11 protein-coding genes are annotated in these 18,107 nt (G+C 68.8%); 5 read left to right on the top strand and 6 right to left on the bottom strand.

Features of this window, described 5'->3' with window-relative positions; genetic code table 11:
* Nucleotides 1–4 precede the first annotated feature (4 nt).
* The 6 genes from ACWPWW_RS14610 to ACWPWW_RS14585 all read right to left on the bottom strand — a co-directional run bounded on the left by ACWPWW_RS14610 (nucleotide 5) and on the right by ACWPWW_RS14585 (nucleotide 10,170).
* On the bottom strand, nucleotides 5–3,007 hold the full coding sequence (locus ACWPWW_RS14610; protein WP_454051076.1) for a hypothetical protein: 3,003 nt from the start codon (nucleotides 3,005–3,007) through the stop codon (nucleotides 5–7).
* Nucleotides 3,008–3,240: 233 nt separating this feature from the next.
* Nucleotides 3,241–4,464: an aldose epimerase family protein gene (locus ACWPWW_RS14605; protein ID WP_454051075.1), complete on the bottom strand. Its 1,224-nt coding sequence runs from the start codon at nucleotides 4,462–4,464 to the stop codon at nucleotides 3,241–3,243.
* A gap of 187 nt (nucleotides 4,465–4,651) precedes the next feature.
* Nucleotides 4,652–7,570 (bottom strand): Eco57I restriction-modification methylase domain-containing protein, encoded by a 2,919-nt coding sequence (locus tag ACWPWW_RS14600; protein WP_454051074.1) that lies wholly within the window; start codon nucleotides 7,568–7,570, stop codon nucleotides 4,652–4,654.
* Between the two features lie 211 nt (nucleotides 7,571–7,781).
* Nucleotides 7,782–8,489, bottom strand: coding sequence for an SDR family NAD(P)-dependent oxidoreductase (locus tag ACWPWW_RS14595; RefSeq protein ID WP_454051073.1), 708 nt, complete (start codon nucleotides 8,487–8,489; stop codon nucleotides 7,782–7,784).
* A 53-nt stretch (nucleotides 8,490–8,542) separates the two neighbouring features.
* Nucleotides 8,543–8,956 carry a 5-deoxy-glucuronate isomerase gene (locus tag ACWPWW_RS14590; protein ID WP_454051833.1) on the bottom strand — a complete coding sequence of 138 codons (414 nt, stop codon included), beginning with the start codon at nucleotides 8,954–8,956 and terminating at the stop codon, nucleotides 8,543–8,545.
* A 143-nt stretch (nucleotides 8,957–9,099) separates the two neighbouring features.
* On the bottom strand, nucleotides 9,100–10,170 hold the full coding sequence (locus tag ACWPWW_RS14585) for a LacI family DNA-binding transcriptional regulator (protein WP_454051072.1): 1,071 nt from the start codon (nucleotides 10,168–10,170) through the stop codon (nucleotides 9,100–9,102).
* A 319-nt stretch (nucleotides 10,171–10,489) separates the two neighbouring features.
* Here ACWPWW_RS14585 and ACWPWW_RS14580 point away from each other — a divergent pair, with 319 nt between their 5' ends.
* The 5 genes from ACWPWW_RS14580 to ACWPWW_RS14560 are packed head-to-tail and all read left to right on the top strand — an operon-like array spanning nucleotide 10,490 to nucleotide 18,105.
* On the top strand, nucleotides 10,490–13,513 hold the full coding sequence (locus ACWPWW_RS14580) for an alpha-mannosidase (protein WP_454051071.1): 3,024 nt from the start codon (nucleotides 10,490–10,492) through the stop codon (nucleotides 13,511–13,513).
* On the top strand, nucleotides 13,510–14,814 hold the full coding sequence (locus ACWPWW_RS14575; protein WP_454051070.1) for an ABC transporter substrate-binding protein: 1,305 nt from the start codon (nucleotides 13,510–13,512) through the stop codon (nucleotides 14,812–14,814). Before ACWPWW_RS14580 ends, ACWPWW_RS14575 begins: the two co-directional genes overlap by 4 nt.
* Nucleotides 14,811–15,767 carry a carbohydrate ABC transporter permease gene (locus ACWPWW_RS14570; RefSeq protein ID WP_454051069.1) on the top strand — a complete coding sequence of 319 codons (957 nt, stop codon included), beginning with the start codon at nucleotides 14,811–14,813 and terminating at the stop codon, nucleotides 15,765–15,767. Before ACWPWW_RS14575 ends, ACWPWW_RS14570 begins: the two co-directional genes overlap by 4 nt.
* Nucleotides 15,764–16,615 (top strand): carbohydrate ABC transporter permease, encoded by an 852-nt coding sequence (locus ACWPWW_RS14565; RefSeq protein ID WP_454051068.1) that lies wholly within the window; start codon nucleotides 15,764–15,766, stop codon nucleotides 16,613–16,615. The genes ACWPWW_RS14570 and ACWPWW_RS14565 overlap by 4 nt, the downstream gene beginning before the upstream one ends.
* The gene (locus ACWPWW_RS14560; RefSeq protein ID WP_454051067.1) at nucleotides 16,612–18,105 is read left to right on the top strand and encodes a family 20 glycosylhydrolase; all 1,494 of its coding nucleotides are present in this window, start codon (nucleotides 16,612–16,614) and stop codon (nucleotides 18,103–18,105) included. Before ACWPWW_RS14565 ends, ACWPWW_RS14560 begins: the two co-directional genes overlap by 4 nt.
* Nucleotides 18,106–18,107: the final 2 nt, after the last annotated feature.

Genomic DNA, 18,107 nt, shown 5'->3' with positions numbered 1-18,107 from the left:
ATGCTCAGCTCTCGAGGAGGTAGGTGATTCGAGCGACGACGTCCTCTGTGACGTCGCGGTAGACGTGCATGCCGCGGAACTTCTCTGGCGGAGCGCCGGAGTCGAGCACGACCGCTCGCTCGTACAGCCCGGGCAGCCGTGCGCCGAGAGGCACCACGAGGGATTTCGTACCGCTGGCGTACGCCAGGAGGGGTTTGCCCGTGAGGTTGGCTGCAGCGTGGTGCTTGGCCAGGTTCGCGGGTGCGTTCGCGAGCGTCCCGTCAGCGCAGTCTTGCTCGGTCCGCAGGAAGTAGCGAGCCGCGTAACGTCCGACCCGGTACGCCCCCGGGGAGTCGGCGTGGACCGCCTCCACCCAGGCAGCCCGGGTCGGGTCGAACCACTGGAGGTCAACCATCGTCGGGGCTTGTGTGCGCGGCAGAGCGGCGACGAGCTCGCTCAGGCGCGGAAGGAACCCGGCGATGATCCAGCCGGCGCGGCCCGGCAGGAGAACGCCCTCGACGTCGAGCCACTCCGCGAGCTCCTCGGTGGTCGCATCTGTCGAGTACCGGCTGAGACCGCTCTCGTACGTGCTCGCGACGACCTCACGCCCGTGCTCGCGGCAGGACCGCTCGAGCTCCGCGATGAGTGAACCAGTCCAGAAGCCAGTCAGGACGCGGGACGCCCCGGCCTCGATGATCGCCGTGGGCGCGATCTCCCACGCCTCGGGTTCCAGCGTCGCCGCGGAACGACGGACCTCGATGTGGCCGAGGGCCTCGAGAGTCGAGATGAAGTCGGCGACAAACAGGCTGCTCGCGTCGAGCTGGCGGGCGATCCGTTCGAGCGACGACACGGGCCCGCCGCCGAGAAAGCGCAGGGCGTCGAGGGCGGTGTCCCAGTCGTCCGAGCTGGGCTCGGCGTCGGAGACGACCGGCGGCAGGCCCGAGACGTCAATCGGGCTGCGAGCCGGCGTCTCGTTCCCGGCCTTGCGGTCGAATGCTGCCTTGTTGCGGTAGTAGTTCGCGGAGAAACGCTTCCTCGTTCCGCAGTACGAGCAGGTCCCGGTCACCGGCGTCTTCGACCGGTCGCTGTACGCCACCTCGACGATCACGAGTCGGTGTGCTCCCGTGTAGAAGCACGACTTCGGGTCTGGGCGGTGGAGTGTGATGGAGGGCGCACGCACCTGGTTGCTCATCGATTCCCACCAGGGTTGGTCAACAGGCACGACACCCTCGCCCTCGAGCGCCTCCTCGGCTGCGACGACGACGCCCTGGACGAGGCACGGACCGTCGTCCCGGGTGCCGGCACCGAGCGCAGCGAGCGGTTCGCCGAGCACGTGAACGACCGAGTTGTGTCGCAGCCACTGCGCGGCGTCGTGGTCCTCGGCCGAGTGGAGCGCGATCTCCTTCCGCGCGAGCACCGCGCTGCCATCGTGCATCTCGACGGCGTAGCGGCCGTCCTGCAGCTCTTGCGCACCGAGGTCGACGAGGACGGATCCGGAACCCTCGTCCGACCACGAGTCGAGCACCTTCTCGCCGGGGTCCGTCGACTCGATCTCCAGATCGAGCAGCCGGACCTCGAAAGGACCGCCGTCGTGCATCGCCCGGACTTCCGGAGCGCGCGCTGAGTGCCAGCGAGTACGGGAGGCTCCCGGGAGCGCGAACCCGCCGGCGAACTTCAGCTGACTGCTCGTCAGCGGGACGAGAGCGTGGAAGTCCTGGTTCAGGTCCTTCGTCTCAGCGGCGGGCCGCCCGAAGATCTCGACCCTCTCGAACAGAGTCCAGCCCGCGGGTAGTCCTGGACGCGACGCGTCCTCGGTCCAGCCAGGCCGGGCGATCTCTCCGAGAAGGCCACGCACCTCGTCAGCAGCGCGCTCCACGGCGAGCACGACGACGTCGTCACCCATGAGGACCTGCCGCGTCTCCAGCCAGATGCTCGAGAGCTCATCCTTGCGAAAAACAATCACGGCGCGCGGCGGGTGGACCACCGTCCCACTGAGGTCGTCCGTGATCTGGAGGACACCCTCGAGGAGGTGCGCCGGCGCGATCTGCTCCGGGTTGTCGAGAGACATCGATCCTTGGAGGTCGAGCGACGGGGCGAGCGCGACTCGCAGGTTCCCGTCAGGAGACGCCAAGACCGCGTCGCGCGCCTTGCCCGGCTCGCTGAGGAAGAAGTACGGGAAGATGAGCAGCCTGCGCTTCGGGAAGCCTCGAAGCTGCAACCCGAGCAGCGCCCGCCCACGCGGACCCGAGCCGATCTCGTCCGACTCGTCGACGCCATTCCATGACTGGAGCTCGACGGACGCGACACCTGCGATCCGCTCGCGCAGATCGGCCTTCGACCAGAGCCGACCGAGGTGCGAACCGCGCCGCTGCTCATCGGACAACCAGGCACCGAGGATGGGCTCGAGCTCCGCGACGGGCACCTCAGAGCGCGGAGCGAAGTCAAGCTCGGTGAAGAAGCGCTCGAGCTTTCGACGGTCCGCCTCTCGCACTAGCGCTTGAGAGAGTGGGAGGCCGATGTAGCGCTTGCCGAGCGCGAAAGCGGAAGGCGTACCTCGCGTTCCAGCGAGGGTGGAGAGCCACAGGTTGAGCCCGTCCCAGAGCGGCTCCGCCACGCGCATGTACCCGCGGCTGAGCCGGTCCCTGTCTCCGTCGAGAAGGTCCGCCAGCCGCCCGTAGTAGTTGGTGGAAGCCATGCCGCTGCCAGCGGTCATCCTCTCGGCGGCGAGCGAGAACACCGCGAGAACCGCGACTGCTGGGTAGGTCTGTGTGCGTTCGCGCTCCCGCCACGTCCGGACGCGTTCAAGATGCTGGGCGAACCCGTCGGACGAGCGGAGGTCGATGGTTCGCCGTACGACCTCGACCAAGCCATCGACGACTCGATCCGCGTCGAGGCTCAGGCACTCGCCGACCTCGGCGATCTGCGCATCCTCGACATCGAGGTAGGCAGGGGTCGCGTCGTCACGCTCGGGGAAGAGCACACGTGCGAGGACGTCGTTCCACCGGACGTACTCCTGCCAGTCCGTCACGCTCGCTCGCACCCTCATCAGCCCCCATGGTCGCGGGGCCATTATGAGAACAGGCCCGGACAGCGCCGCAGGCAAACGGGCCTTTTTCACCCGGTCGCGATCAGGCGATCCACGGTCCCAGTACGGTCGCTACGGCTCGGGCAGCGGCAGGGTCTTCTGTACGTGACCGCTGAGGCAGGTAGGGCTACGGGCGGGTCGCCGGCACGACTGGCAACCCGCCCGCAACCGACTCGCTACCGACGCGAGCTGCGAGACAGATCGAACACCGTCGTCGTGTCGTACGTCTCCCCCGGCCGCAGCGTCGTGCTCGGGAACTGCGGCTGGTTCGGCGAGTCCGGGAAGTGCTGCGTCTCGAGCGCCAGCCCGTCGGACTGCCGGTACACGTGCCCGCCGGTGCCGACGAGCGTCGCGTCCAGGAAGTTGCCCGAGTAGAACTGGATGCCCGGCTCGGTCGTGTACATCTTCAGCGTCCGCCCGGAGTCCGGGTCGCGAAGCTGTGCGGCGAGCGCGAGGCTGCCGTCGTCGGGCCGGTCCAGCACCCAGTTGTGGTCGTAGCCCTGCCCGTACAGCAGCTGCTGGAACGGCTCACGGATCCGCGCGCCGACTGCCGTCGCGTTCCGGAAGTCCATCGGCGTGCCGGACACGTCGGCGATCTCCCCCGTCGGGATCAGCGTCTCGTCGACCGGTGTGTACCCGCTGGCCGGCAGCGTGAGCTGGTGGTCGAGGATCGAGGACGTCCCCTCGCCTTGCAGGTTCCAGTAGGTGTGGTTGGTCAGGTTCACGACCGTCGGCGCATCCGTGGTCGCGGTGTAGTGGATCTCGAGCCGCTGGTCGCGCGTCAGCGTGTAGGTCACCTGGACGTCGAGGTTGCCCGGGTAGCCCTCCTCACCGTCGGCGCTCCGATAGTTGAGCTGCAGCCCGACGCTGCGGTTGCCCTGGATCGGGGTCCCGGTCCACACCTTGGTGTCGAAGCCCTCGAAGCCGCCATGCAGGCTGTTCGGGTCGTTGTTGATCGGCAGGTTGTACGTGTTGCCGTCGAGCTCGAACTGGCCGTTCGCGATGCGGTTGCCGTACCGGCCGATGAGCGCGCCGAAGTACGGGCCGGGGTTGTTGTTGTCGAGGTAGCCCTGCAGGTCGCTGAACCCGAGGACCACGTTGACCGGGTTGTTCCGGCGGTCCGGGATCTCGAGCGTCTGGATGATGCCGCCGTACGTGAGGATGCGGACGGTCATGCCCTTGTTGCTGAGCGTGTACCGCTCGACGGCGGTCCCGTCCGCGGTGGTGCCCCACGGCTCGGACGTGATGGTCGCGTTGTCGTGGTGGCCGCCGCCCTTGTCGCCGCCCCAGCGGTCGGTGGTGTCGTCGGCGCCCTGAGCGACCGGGCCCCCGGAGACGAGCAGTGCGGCGACGGCGAGCGGTGCTACCGCTCCCGTGAGGCCGCGACGGAGTGAACGCATGCGCATGTGACTCCCCCAGTCCACGTCGGCCGCCGCCGTCCCCTGAGACGTCGGTGTCCCGCGGCGCGGCGACCCGTGGTGACGTGGGTGGGGTCGGGGGCCAGGAGGGGCGAAGCGGTCAACTGTGACGCTAGAGCGACCACGTGACGAGGTCAACGCTCCGCGCCTCGCCTCGCAGCCGTGGCGGCTACCCCCTCCTCAACAACTCGTCGACATGAGCGCGCAGCAGGTCCAGCTCCTCGCCGTCGATCGAGAACATTCGAGCGACGACGCGGTCCAGTTCTTCGACGAGCGCGTCTCCGGCCCGCTTGTACTGCTCGATGTGCATACCGGATGCGCCCAGGCCCGCCGAGCGATTTGCAACGATCAGCCTCGCTAGCCGCTCGATCTCATCACTCTCCGCGACCGGAGGGAATGGCAACGACTTCAAATAGGTTCCCTTGATCTTGGGAAAAGTGTTCCGGCGATCCCAGAACCGATCGATCCAGTACGCACGAATCGGCAAGGAGTTCAGCACCCCGAGCAAATACCAACTAGACACCCCGTCAACGGGAGTCACCATGAACATGTTGTTTAGGCACTGGTATCCATGCTCATCTAGAGCGAACGCCGGAAAATGCCCGACCTGGCGGCAGAGGATCTTTCCCGCTGCGTTCTGCACATTTGGATCCCAGGTCCCACCCTTTCGGGCGACATCGTCATCTAGGCAGGCAGTCCCGCTCCATGCTGTGCGCCACGGATGGATATCCGACCCCGTGTAGCACCTGGCGTAGCGTCGAGCAAAATCAGGATCACCGAACCGAGTCTCCGCATTCTTCAGCACATCCTCAGGATGGGACTTCCGGTCTCTGAGCTGCTTGCCAAAGTTCACGTGCGCATGGGCTGAAAGCCGTTGACCCGACGCCAACATCCGGTCAAGGATCCTAGCAATCTCCTGGTTGCCTCCACCAGTCAGCAAAGCGTAGTCGGAATCGAGTACTTCTTCAGCGACAAGCTCGTCACTATGAGTGGGTTGCAATCCGCCGCGGATCGGCTCAGGCACCGACCTCTTGAAGGCGAAACTTTCCGACCCTGCGGAGGCACCCCGGGCGATGAAGATCGCGCAGTCAACGCTCCGCTTCGGGAACACCGATCTGTCCAGCACGTTGAGTTCCACAAACTGGGTCGCCTGGAGCATATGACGACGAAGGCCTTCCATGAAATTGTTGGTAAGCCAATTGCTCGGCGTTATCAGCGAGTAGAACCCACCCTCTCGAACAAGTGAGCTGCACTTCTCCATAAAAATGTGGTACAAGTCCACCTTGTAGCGCGCGGCGGGATATTCGGCTCGCAGAAAATCGGTAAGGTGGTCGTCCCTGTTCTCCCCCTGCAGGACCACGTAGGGCGGATTTCCAACCACGATGTCAAATCCAGGACGCGGACCACCGAACACCTCGGGGAACTCGTCGGACCAGGTGAAAGGGTTAATCTTGCGAGCTCGCGCCAAATCGGCCGAGATGGCCGGTTCTAGCGCGTAGTAGCGCTTATCGACGATTGAGTTCCCGCATCGAATGTTCTTCCCGAGATCAGGGAGCGCCCGCTCATGCAACAGCACCATCTGCTGATCCATTGACTCGGCCGACTCGTTCTCGAGCACTTTGAGCAGAAGCGACAACTTCGTGACTTCTACCGCCTGGTAGTCGATATCGACACCATAGACGTGGTCCAGGAGGATGCGCTTCCGCTCGGACGTGGTCAGCCTGTACGTACCGGCCTCCAACTCGTAGATGCGCGGGTTCCGCCCCGCCTCCCACCTGGCGGGCTGCTCGGAGTATCGCTCAAGAAACCAGTCGAGCAGCCTCTGATATGCGACGATCAAGAAGGATCCCGATCCACAAGCCGGGTCGAGCACGCGCAACGGGTGCGAGAACCGGGCGCGACTATCTCCCGTCGCCTTCTCGATAGTCATTCCATCGAGAATGCGGTCGAGCGTTTGCGCCAGCATGTACTTCACTACGCCCTCAGGCGTGTAGACGACCCCCCCGGATTTTTTCACCTCCGGCTTTTCGATCGACCGCACCTCGCCATCGCCGTCGATCGACAGCACTTCGCCCAAGAACTGCTCGTAAACGTTACCCAGAACTGGTGCTTCGAGCACGCGAAAGTTAAATGCGCTTCGCGGCCAGTACATACTTTCAACAATATCCAATAGGGTCGCGCGATCGATGCCGAGAGATGGCGTCACCTCGTCCACCACATCGAACTTCGTAGCTTTTTGCAAATGGAAGAGGCCGCTGTTGTAGCGATCGTCGGACCGCCGGAACAAGTCCACCATTGCCTCGTACGCGTCTGGCCTACGCGCGATCTCGAGCAGGTTGTTCTCGGGTTCTAGGCCGCGATCCTCGGCGATACGCAAGAACAGAAGCCGGTCGATAAGCAGTTGAACAGCCACGCTGATCTCGTAAGCGCCCATCGCAGGCTGACTATCGTGGATGGAACCCGCCAGCGCGTCTCGCCACCGTCTGATCGCGATCAAAATCGCGTCGTCGACGGGTACCGATCTGCGACCACCTTTCTCTGCCGCGGCGATGACGTCGAGGCGACCAGATGCGACCGCCTCGCGAGAGAACCGTTCCGCGATCCAATCCCAATGCTCGTCGAATTCGTCGAAACGAATGTGTCTGAGGCGGGCCGTCCGGGCATCGTCGGTGACTCTCGGCTCGTGACGAGTGTCGTAGACGCTGAGCCCTTCGAAGTCCGTGAGTAGCGAGTATGTGACCTTGCCGTTCCAGCCATACGAGCGCACCTGCCTCGCGGGGGCTGGATGCGACTCGATGTCTATGGATGGCTTCTTTGCCTCCACGAAGAACTTATTCTTACCCCCGATGCGAAATGCATAGTCCGGCGCCTTCTTGGCCCCGTCGATCGTCACGCGTGGCTCGACGACGACTTCGCGCAGGTGTTCGGCGACGCCTCTCTCGTTCGCCACGTCCCAACCGAGAGCTCTCAGGAGCGGATCGAGAAAGTCAACACGCAGAGCCGCTTCCAGGTAGGAGGGGCTCGTGTACGACTGTTGGTTCGCTCGGAACCGCTCGATGAGTTGGTGCACTGCGGCCGGTGCAGGCATATCGCCTCCTACTTGCTGGGAGAGCCAACGTAGACGTCCACACACCTGCGGCGCAGCACTCTAGCCAAGGTTCACTCCCGCGTCTGTGGTTCTGGACATCGTGGTATGCGAGAGTCGGTGCCCCTCACGGTGCCTCCTGCGGCTCCAGGCGCGACTCGTTCGCAGATCTGACCCGCGGCCTCTGTTTGAGCCGAACTTCTGAGTCATCACGTCAGCCCCCCATCCACCGCCAGCACAGCCCCGTGAACGTACTCGGCAGCCCGAGAAGCCAGATACACCGCCGTCCCCTCCAGATCCCGCGCATCCCCCACCGCCCGGCAGAAATCCGCCCCAGATCTCCCACGCCCGCCCCGAGTCCCCCCGCAGGCGCCGTGTTGTCGGTAGCGAAGTACCCCGGCGCGATCGCGTTCACGTTGATCCCCAGCGCAGCCCACTCCGACGCCAACGCCCGAGTCAGCCCGGCAACAGCGGACTTCGAGGCCGTGTACGACGGCACGATCTTCCCGCCCTGGAACGACAGTATCGACGCGATGTTGATGATCTTCCCGCCGTCTCCCTGCTCCACGAGCACCCGCGCGAACGCCTGCGACAGGTAGAACACGGTCGACAGGTTGAGGTCGATGACGTCGTCCCAGTTCGCCTCGGTGAACTCCAGCGCCGGCTGCCGCCGGATGATCCCGGCGTTGGTCACCAGGATGTCGACCCTCCCCGCGAGCGAGACGACGCGGTCCACCAGCGCGGCGAGGTCCGCGGGCGACGCAGCGAGCAGGTCCAGCGAGACCCCCCCAGCGGCCGACACAGTCTCGACCGCGGCCGGCGACGGCGTCTGCCCCACGATCACCACGTCCGCCCCCGCCTCCGCGAACGCCGTCGCGATCCCGAGCCCCAGCCCGCGACCACCTCCGGTCACCACCGCCACGCGCCCGTCCAGCCGGAACTGCTCCAGGATCCCCCCACGCGGTTCCACGTGGATCACCGCAGGTCAGCGCGGTCGACGGACACGACGTCGGAGTAGTCCACGTTCTCCCCCGCCATCGCCCACACGAACGAGTACGCCCCGGTCGCCGACGCGCAGTGGATCGACCACGGCGGCGACACCACCACGTCCCGGTCGTGCAGCAGCAGCTGCCGCGTCGCGTCAGGCGCACCCATCAGGTGCACCGCCACGTCCGACCCGAGCCCGTCGTACAGGTAGATCTCGGTCCGCCGGTTGTGCACGTGCGGCGGCATCGTGTTCCACACCGACCGGGCCCCGAGCGTCGTGATCCCGAGCACCAGCTGGTTCGACTCGATCCCGTCGGCGTGCACGTACTTCCGGATGGTCCGGTGGTTCGACTGCTCCGCGGACCCCAGCACCAGCGCCTCGACCTCGGAGCGGGACGCCAGCGCGGCGACCCACCAGCAGCACGCCGATGCGCCATCGGTTGGCGCACTGGACGCGGCGCGCGCTGTGAGACCGTGCGCGCGACTGGTCTCAGTTCTTCGAGTTGAGAGACGTCACCCGACGCCGATTCCGCTTCCCTGAACGTTCAAGCGTGAGTCGACCCCCGCACCCGCCCCGTGCTCCCCCGCACCACCAGGTGCGGGATCTCCCCCCGGACATGCCGCACCGCCGCCCGCTCCCGGATCACCCGCATGAGCTCCGCCGCCGTCAGCACTCCCAGCCCGTGCGTGTCCCGCGCCAACGCCGTCACGGTCGGGTACGTCAGCTGCGTCAGCACCGAGTCGTCGAACGACAGCACTGACAGCTGAGCCGGCACCGCCACGCCCAGCTCTCCCGCGACCCCGAGCCCTGCCACCGCCATCACGTCGCTGTCGTACAGCAGCGCGGTTGGCTGCGTCGGCCCGGACAGCAGCCGCCGCGTCGCGTCAGCGCCCTGCGCGTCGGAGAAGTCCGTCGACACCGACTGCACCGAGATCCCGAGCCGCGACGAGCAGTCCGCGACTGCCGCGAGCCGCCGCACCGTGTGCTGGAAGGTCGGTGTCCCGCTGACGTGCCCGATCCTCTGGTGCCCGAGCGCGGCGAGGTACTCCAGGGCGCTGGTCATCGCTGCGTAGTCGTCGACCCACACGCTCGCGATCGACGCGTCCTCCCCGTGGCCGCCGAGCATGACAGCCGGGATTCCCAGCTCTGCGACGATCGCCGGCCGCGGGTCGTCCACCACGAGGTCCAGGAGCACGAGGCCGTCGACCTGGTGCTCGGCAGCCCAGCGTCGGTAGGTGTCGATCTCGGCATCCGTGTCCTCGACGATGAGGATCTGCAAGGCAACGGCGTCGTGTGACAGCCGGTCCTGGAGCCCGGACAGGATGTGCGCGAAGAACGGTTCGACGCCCAGCGTCCGGGCGGGCCGCGCGATGACCAGGCCGACGACGTCGCTGGTGACGACCTTGAGCGCGCGGGCAGCGCGGTTGGGTCGCCAGTTCAGGTCCCTCGCGACGTCGAGGACGCGCTGGCGGGTGGCTTCGCTGATGCCCGGCTTCCCGTTGAACGCGAGGGAGACGGCCGACACGGAGACGCCGGCGATCCGTGCGACGTCCGCACCGGTGACGCGCGGGGAGGCCCCTTCGGAGTGCCCGGGACTGGACCCGTCGCCGACCATCCGACCTCCCACCAACGCGACTCAATCGAGTGACACCCGCTTACGGGCGGGCGTCGCGAGCGTAGCCGTGAGCCGTCCCGGAGCGACCTGTCCAGCCTGGAGCCGCGACCGAATGCTATTGACAAGTAGCAGCCTCAATCGATTGAGTGATCACCGAGCCCGCCCCACACCGACGTGAGAAGAGCCGATGCATCACCACTTCGCCGCAACCCTCGAGCGGCTGGGACGAGTCCAGCGCGACCGACTCCTTCCTCGCGTCCACACCCGCTTGGCGTCCGTCGTCATCGAGTCGTGGCAAGTCGGCGACGACGGCGAGCCGGTGTCGATCGCCCACGCGCTCGGCCTCGGGTCAGATGAAGGCAGGACCGCCCCCGACTACCGCCCGTTCGACGTCGGAAGCACCTGGGGCCCCGCCTGGGCCACGACGTGGTTCCGGATCCGAGGCCAGGTGCCGCCGGGCACGACCGGACCGGTCGAGCTCGTCGTCGACCTCGGCTGGTTCCCGCACTCGGTCGGCGGCCACTGCGAGGCGATGGTGCTGGACCCGACGGGCCGCGTCATCAAGTCGCTGCACCCCCGCAACTCCTGGGTCCGCCTGGTCGGCGCGGGCGCGATGCCGGGGCTCGTCGCCCCCGACGGCACCGTGGAGCTGTACGTCGAGGCCGCCGCCAACCCCTTGCTGCTGGGGCTGCCGCCGTTCGTCGTGACCGAGCACGGCGAGCCGGGCGCGGACGAGCCGTTCGAGGAGTACGTGCTGCGCCGCGCGGAGATCTGCGCGTTCAGCGCCGACGTCTGGGACCTGGCGATGGACCTGGAGGTGGCCGGCGGGCTCGCCGCCGAGACGCCGGACACCGATCCCCGCCACTGGCGGCTGCTGCGCGCGGTCGAGCAGGCGCTCGACGCCTACGACGGCACGGATCCCGACGCCACGGCCGCAGCCGCCCGTACCCATCTCGCCCCGGAGCTCGCGCTCCCCGCCCGGGCCGGCGCACACACCGTCACCGCGGTCGGCCACGCCCACATCGACTCCGCCTGGCTGTGGCCGCTGCGCGAGACCCGGCGCAAGCTCGGCCGCACGGTGTCCAACGCTCTCGCGGTGCTCGACACGGACCCGGACGCCGTCTACACGATGACGTCAGCGCAGCACTTCGCCTGGCTCGAGGAGCGCTACCCGGACCTGTTCGACCGCGTCCGGACGTACGCCGCGGAGGGCCGGTTCGGCCCCGTCGGCGGCATGTGGGTCGAGGCCGACGGCGTGCTGCCCACCGGCGAGTCGATCGTGCGGCAGATGGTGCTGGGCAAGCGGTACGTCGCCGACACGTTCGGCCACGAGGCGCAGGAGGTCTGGCTGCCGGACTCGTTCGGCTACTCCGGGGCGCTGCCGCAGCTCGCCCGCCGCGCGGGTTTCCGCTGGTTCTTCACGCAGAAGATCTCGTGGAACGACACGACCTCGTTCCCGCACCACTCGTTCTGGTGGGAGGGCATCGACGGCACCCGGGTGTTCACGCACTTCCCGCCGTCGGACACCTACGCGGCCGAGCTCACGCCCCGCGAGCTGACGCACTCGGTGGCGAACTTCCGGGACAAGGCCATCGCGTCGCACTCGATGCTCGCCTACGGGTACGGGGACGGTGGCGGAGGTCCGACGCGGGAGATGGCGGCGCGCGGACGTCGGCTCGCCGACCTGGACGGCGCTCCGCGCGTGCTCGCCCGCACCCCGCAAGAGTTCTTCACCGACGCCGAGGCCGAGCTGATGCGGGTCACAGCAGAGGACCAGCGCCTCGCGCCGACCTGGCGCGGCGAGCTCTACCTCGAGCTGCACCGCGGCACGCTGACGTCGCAGGTCGCGATGAAGCAGCTGAACCGCCGCAGCGAGGGCCTGCTCCGCACCGCCGAGTACCTGAGCGCCGCGGCGACGCTGACCCACGACGTGCCGTACCCGGCCGAGGAGCTGACCGCGGTCTGGCAGGACGTGCTGCTGCACCAGTTCCACGACATCCTGCCGGGCACGTCGATCTCCTGGGTGCACCGGGAGGCCCGCGACGCGTACGCACGCATCGAGGGGCGACTGCAGGCGGTGATCGCCAGTGCGGGCGCCACGCTGACCGGTCCGCGGCTGCCCCAGGCGCGCGTCGTCCCTGGCGGCGTCGGTGCGGAGGTCGTCGTCCCCGCCAGGGAGCGCCTCTCCGCCACCGCCGACGCCCGCCCGGAGACGGACGGCGCCGTCGTGCTCGACAACGGCCGGCTCCGGCTGCGGACCGACGCGGCCGGGCAGGTCGTCTCGCTGCTGGACCTGCACCGCGAGCGCGAGCTGGTCCTCCCGGGCGTACCGCTGAACGCGCTCGAGCTGATGCGCGACGAGCCGGTGCGGTGGGACGCCTGGGACCTGGACCGGCACGTGCTGCGCCACCCGCAGCCGGTCGACGCGGTGACGAGCCTGCGGCTGGTCACCGACGGGGACGAGACGGGGTACGAGGTCGTGCGGACGTTCGGCCGGTCGCGAGCGACCCTGACCACCTGGCTGCGCGACGACCGCGTCGACACGACGTGCGAGGTCGACTGGCACGAGAGCGAGCACCTGCTGAAGGTCGCGCTGCCCCTGGCGGTCCGCGCGTCGGTCGCCCGCTGCGAGACGCAGTACGGCTACGTCGAGCGCCCGGTGCACCCCAACACCGCCGGCGACGACGCGATGTTCGAGGCTGCGATGCACCGCTACGTGCACGTCGCGGACGGCAGCTACGGGGTCGGCGTGGTCAACGACGCGATGTCCGGCATGGACGCGCGCAGCACGTCGGGCGGCACCGCACTGCGCCTGTCGCTGCTGCGCGCCGCCCGGTTCCCGGACCCCGAGGCGGACCAGGGCCGGCACGTGTTCCGCTGGTCCGTGCTGGCCGACGCCGACGTCGCCGCGACCACGCGTGCCGCCGCCGTGCTCACCGCACCGGTGCTGCCCGACCTGCCGGTGATCGACCCGCTGGTGCTGCTGGAGCCGGTTGACGGGTCGGCCGTCGTCGACTGGGTGAAGCTCGCGGACGACGGCAGCGGTGACGTGGTGGTCCGGGTCTACGAGCCGGCCGGCGGCCGCGCCCGGGCCTTGCTGCGCCCGGGGCCGGCCGTCGGGGCAGGCGCGCGGGTACGGGAGACCGACCTGCTGGAGCGCCCGGTCGCGCCCGACGACCCGCTGCCCCGCGCCCTCGCCACGCGCGACGACACCACCACCACCACTTGCGACGGGGCCGCGCTGACGCTCGCACCGTTCCAGGTCGCCACGCTGCGCATCTCCCCGGAGCGCCCCGCTCCGGGTCGACGTGCGGGACACACCCCTGAGGAGGACGTTCGATGAAGAAGCACTCCCGAGCGCTCGGCACCGTCGCCGGGCTCGCACTCGCCTCGATCGCGCTGGCTGCGTGCGGCAGCGGGGCAGATGACCCGTCGGGCGGGTCGTCGGACGGCGACGGCCTGTCCGGGTCGATCACGTTCCAGACCTGGAACCTGAAGAACGAGAAGTACACCCCGTACTTCGAGGACCTGATCGCGGCTTACGAGGACGCCAACCCCGGGACGTCGATCACCTGGGTCGACCAGCCGGCGGAGGGCTACGAGAACAAGCTGTCCGCCGACGCCGCCGCCGGTTCGCTGCCGGACGTCGTGGACATGGGCCCGGATGCCGTCTACACCCTCGCCGAGGCCGGTGCGCTGCTGGACCTGTCGGTCGCCGACCCGGCCGCGCAGGACCTCTACCTCGAGAAGGCGTGGGACGCCGTAACGTTCGAGGGGCTGGGCGGCGGCACCTACGCCTACCCCTGGTACCTGAACACCGGGCCGGCGTTCTTCAACACCGCGATCTTCGAGCGGTGCGGCCTGGACCCGGAGAACCTGCCGGGCACCTACGACGAGCTGTTCGACCAGGCGGAGGTCCTCGCGTCGGAGTGCGACGACGCGACGATGCTCGCGCGGATGCCGTCCATCGAGGAGCTCGGCGAGTACGGCGTGCAGCTGATGAACGACGACGCCACCGAGTTCACCTTCAACGAGCCCAAGGGCGTCGAGCTCGTCGAGCGGTTCGCCGGCCTCTACCAGGCGGCCGGTCTCGACGAGGAGGCGCTGAACAACCTGCAGACCGCGGAGGTCGAGGCGTTCAAGGCCGGCACGCTCGCCTACCTGCCCGGCTCGTCCTACACGCTGAACGACCTCAAGGACACGGCCCCGGACATCTACGAGAACCTCGGCATCGGGCCGCGGATCAACGACTCGTCGCCCAACATGTACCTCGAGTCGCTGGTCGTGAGCGCCCAGACGCAGAACGAGGACCTGGCGCTCGACTTCGCGACCTACGTCACCAACACCGAGAACCAGCTCACGTTCGCGAAGTCGGCCTCGGTGTTCCCCTCGTCGGTCGGGTCGCTCGACGACCCGTACTTCACGGAGGACGACGGCGAGCTGTCCAGCACCCTGCGCGTCGAGGCGGCGCAGCAGGTCAAGGAGGCGGTGGTCTGGTGGCCGCCGACGTTCTCCGGCGGGTCGGACGGCCCCATGCTGCGAGAGCAGGTCGCGCAGGCGCTGCTGGGACAGAAGTCGGTGCAGGACGCCCTGGACGCGGCCGTCGAGTACTCGAACGAGCGACTGGCAGCGAGCGGGGCATGACGCTGACCGACAGCCGTCCTGCTCCCCGGGTGCGTGCCGCCGCGGTGCGCACCCGGGGGGCCGGGGCCTCCCGCACCCACTCCGCGCGGTTGCTGCCCTGGCTGCTCCTGCTGCCCGCGCTGGGCGTCGTCGTCACGTTCGTGCTGGTGCCGTTCGTCCAGACGCTGCGGCTGGCGTTCACCGACGCGACGCTGCTGAGGAGCGGCAGCTGGGTCGGCCTGGACAACTTCGCGCGGCTCCTCGAGGACGAGCGGTTCGGGGTCGCGTTCCTCAACTCCAGCCTGTACGTGCTGTGCGTCGTCCCGCTGATGGTGCTGCTCCCGCTGGTGCTCGCCGCCCTGGTGAGCGGTCCCGGTCGGCTGATGGGGTTCTTCCGGACCTCCATGTACCTGCCGGTGGTGATGAGCGCCGTCGTGGTGGGTCTGATCTGGACGAACCTGCTGGACAAGCGAGGTCTGGTCAACGAGCTGCTCGGCTGGCTCGGCGTGCTCGCGCAGCCGGTGCCGTTCCTCACCGACCGGTGGCTGCTGCTGTTCAGCGCCATGGCGGTCACCGTGTGGATGGGGCTGGGCTACTACATGGTCATCTACCTGGCCTCGCTGGCGAACGTCGACCCGACGCTCTACGACGCCGCCGCGGTCGACGGTGCCGGCGCCGTGCGGTCGTTCCGGCACGTGACCGTGCCCGGCGTGCGCTCGACGATGGCGCTGATCGGCGTGCTGTCGTCCGTGGCCGCGTTCCGCGTGTTCGGCGAGGTCTACGTGCTGACGGGCGGCACCGGCGGCGTCGGCGGCCGGAACCTGACGATGACGATGCTGATCCACCGGGAGGGCACGGGGCTGCAGGCGCGCACCGGCTACGCGGGCGCGATCAGCCTGACGATGTTCGTGGTGCTCGGTGCGCTGCTCGTCGTCCAGCTCTGGCTCCAGCAGCGCGAACGGAGCGCCTCGTGACCGCCGCGGTGCGGCCGCGCACCCGACGGCCCGGCACCGGGACCGTGGTCCGCTACCTGGTCCTGCTGCTCATGGTCGTGCTGATGGCCGGGCCGATGCTGTGGCAGCTGTCGCTGTCGCTCAAGGGAGCCGGGGACGCCCTGTACGAGCGCCCGCCGCGGCTGATCCCGCAGGACTTCACGCTCAGCAACTTCACCGAGGTGCTCGACCGGGTGCCGGTGGTGCGGTACCTGGGCAACTCGATGGTCGTGGCGGCGATGGCGGTCACCGCGAACATCGTCGGTGCGACCTGCGCCGGGTACGCGCTCGCGCGGCTCCGGTTCCGCGGCCGCGGCGTCGCGACCGGCGTGTTCGTCGCCGCGCTGCTGGTGCCGATCGAGACCGTGATCGTCTCCCAGTTCCTGCTGGTGCGGTCGATGGGTCTCGCCGACACCCTGCTCGGGGTGGTGCTGCCCGGCGCCGTCGCGGCGCTGAACGTGCTCCTGATGCGCAACGCGTTCGCGGCGCTGCCGCGGGAGCTGGAGGAAGCCGCCGTCGTGGACGGGGCGAACGCCTGGCAGCGGTTCACCCGGATCTGCGCCCCGCAGGTCAAGGGCGTGATCACGGTGGTCGCGATCTTCGCGTTCGTCGGGTCGTGGAACGACTTCCTCTGGCCGCTCATCGTGCTGTCGAGCGAGGACAACTACACCCTCAGCGTGGGCCTGAACCGGCTCCGCGGGACGTTCTACGACGACCCCCGGCTGATCGCGGCCGGCACGGTCATCGCCCTGGTCCCGATCGTCGTCCTGTTCGTCTCCCTGCAGCGGTACTTCTTCCGCGGCCTGGAGTCCGGAGGGATCAAGGGATGACGGCGAGCGACGACCTGCCGGCCTGGGCCGGGCTCCCGCAGCCGAACGAGGTGCGCCTGACCGGTGGCCCGGGCTGGCGGCCAGGATCCGGCACCCGGATCCTGACGCCCGGTGCCGATCCCGGGCTCGCGCGAGAGGGTGAGCGGCTGCACGGCGAGCTCGACGCACTGGCCCTCGACGGCGGCGAGGCGCACCCGGGGCACGTCCTGCTGCGGCTCGGTGAGGTCCCCGGCCACGCGCGGGCGGAGGGCTACCGGGTGGACGTCGCGGACCACGTCACGGTGACCGGGACCGACCTGGCGGGCGTGTTCCGCGGCACCCGGCAGCTGCTGCACAATCTCGCGGCCCACGGCGTCGTCCCGGCCGGCAGGGCGCTCGGGTCGCCGGCAGTCGTCGATCGGATCCTGCACCTCGACGCCGCTCGGGTGCCCTTCTCCGCCACGTGGATCGAGCGGCAGCTGCACGAGCTGGCCTACATCGGGCTCAACGTGCTGCAGCTGCACTTCTCGGAGAACGAGGGTTTCCGGATCGAGAGCAGCACTCACCCCGAGGTCGTCTCGTCGCACGCGCTGACCCGAGCCGAGGTGCGCCGGCTGCTCGACGTGGCCACCGACCTGCACGTCCGCGTCGACCCCTCGTTCAGCATGCCGGGCCACCTGGGGCAGGTGCTGCGGGGACTGGGGTCCGGCTGCCTGCCGGCCGCCGACGGCACGGAGGTCCCGGGGGCGCTCGACCTCACCGACGAGCCAGCGGTACGCCGCGCCCTCGAACTGGTCGAGGAGTACGCGACGCTGTTCCGTCCCGGCGCCACGTGGAACATCGGCGCCGACGAGTTCGTGGACCTCGAGGATCTGGAGGACCACCCCGCGCTCCGAGCCGCAGCCGAGGAGCGCCACGGTCCGGGCTCGACCGGGTTCGACCTGCTGGTCGGCTTCGTGAACCGGGTGGCCTCCGTCGTGCGCTCGCACGGCTTCGTCCCGCAGGTGTGGAACGACGGGATGTTCCGCAGCCGGGTGCAGCTGGACCAGGACGTGCGGATCGCCTGGTGGACCGGGTGGAGCCCTCGGATGGCGCCGCTCGCGGCGGCGCTCGAGGGCGGGCACCGCGTGGTGAACGCGAACGACTCGCTCCTGTACTACGTGCTGGGCGAGTGCGCGGGCTACCGGTACCCGACCGCGCAGGCGCTGTCCGACCAGGGCTGGCACCCTGGCCGGTTCGCGGACCGACGCGACGGCGACGGTGCGCACCCGCAGAACCTGGCACCCCCTTACCCCGAAGCGCTGGCCGGGACCATGTTCTCGGTCTGGGGCGACGTGCCGGACGCCCGCACGCCAGAACAGGTGCACGCCGACCTGCGCGGTCCGCTGCGCGCCATGGCGGAACGCAGCGCGAACGCCGGCTCGCTCCTGCGACCCCAGGAGCTCGCTGCCCTGGACCACGCGATCGGTCGGGCACCCGCCACGCGCGCTGCCCGCGCCCCGAGAGGATGACG

This window comes from Cellulomonas sp. Marseille-Q8402, assembly GCF_965119525.1.
This window is presented reverse-complemented; position numbering and strand designations above follow the sequence as displayed.

Coding starts and splice junctions, on each gene's coding strand:
- ACWPWW_RS14605 (WP_454051075.1), bottom strand. CDS start 4,464: ATGCGTTCACTCCGTCGCGGCCTCACGGGAGCGGTAGCACCGCTCGCC.
- ACWPWW_RS14600 (WP_454051074.1), bottom strand. CDS start 7,570: ATGCCTGCACCGGCCGCAGTGCACCAACTCATCGAGCGGTTCCGAGCG.
- ACWPWW_RS14585 (WP_454051072.1), bottom strand. CDS start 10,170: ATGGTCGGCGACGGGTCCAGTCCCGGGCACTCCGAAGGGGCCTCCCCG.
- ACWPWW_RS14575 (WP_454051070.1), top strand. CDS start 13,510: ATGAAGAAGCACTCCCGAGCGCTCGGCACCGTCGCCGGGCTCGCACTC.
- ACWPWW_RS14570 (WP_454051069.1), top strand. CDS start 14,811: ATGACGCTGACCGACAGCCGTCCTGCTCCCCGGGTGCGTGCCGCCGCG.
- ACWPWW_RS14560 (WP_454051067.1), top strand. CDS start 16,612: ATGACGGCGAGCGACGACCTGCCGGCCTGGGCCGGGCTCCCGCAGCCG.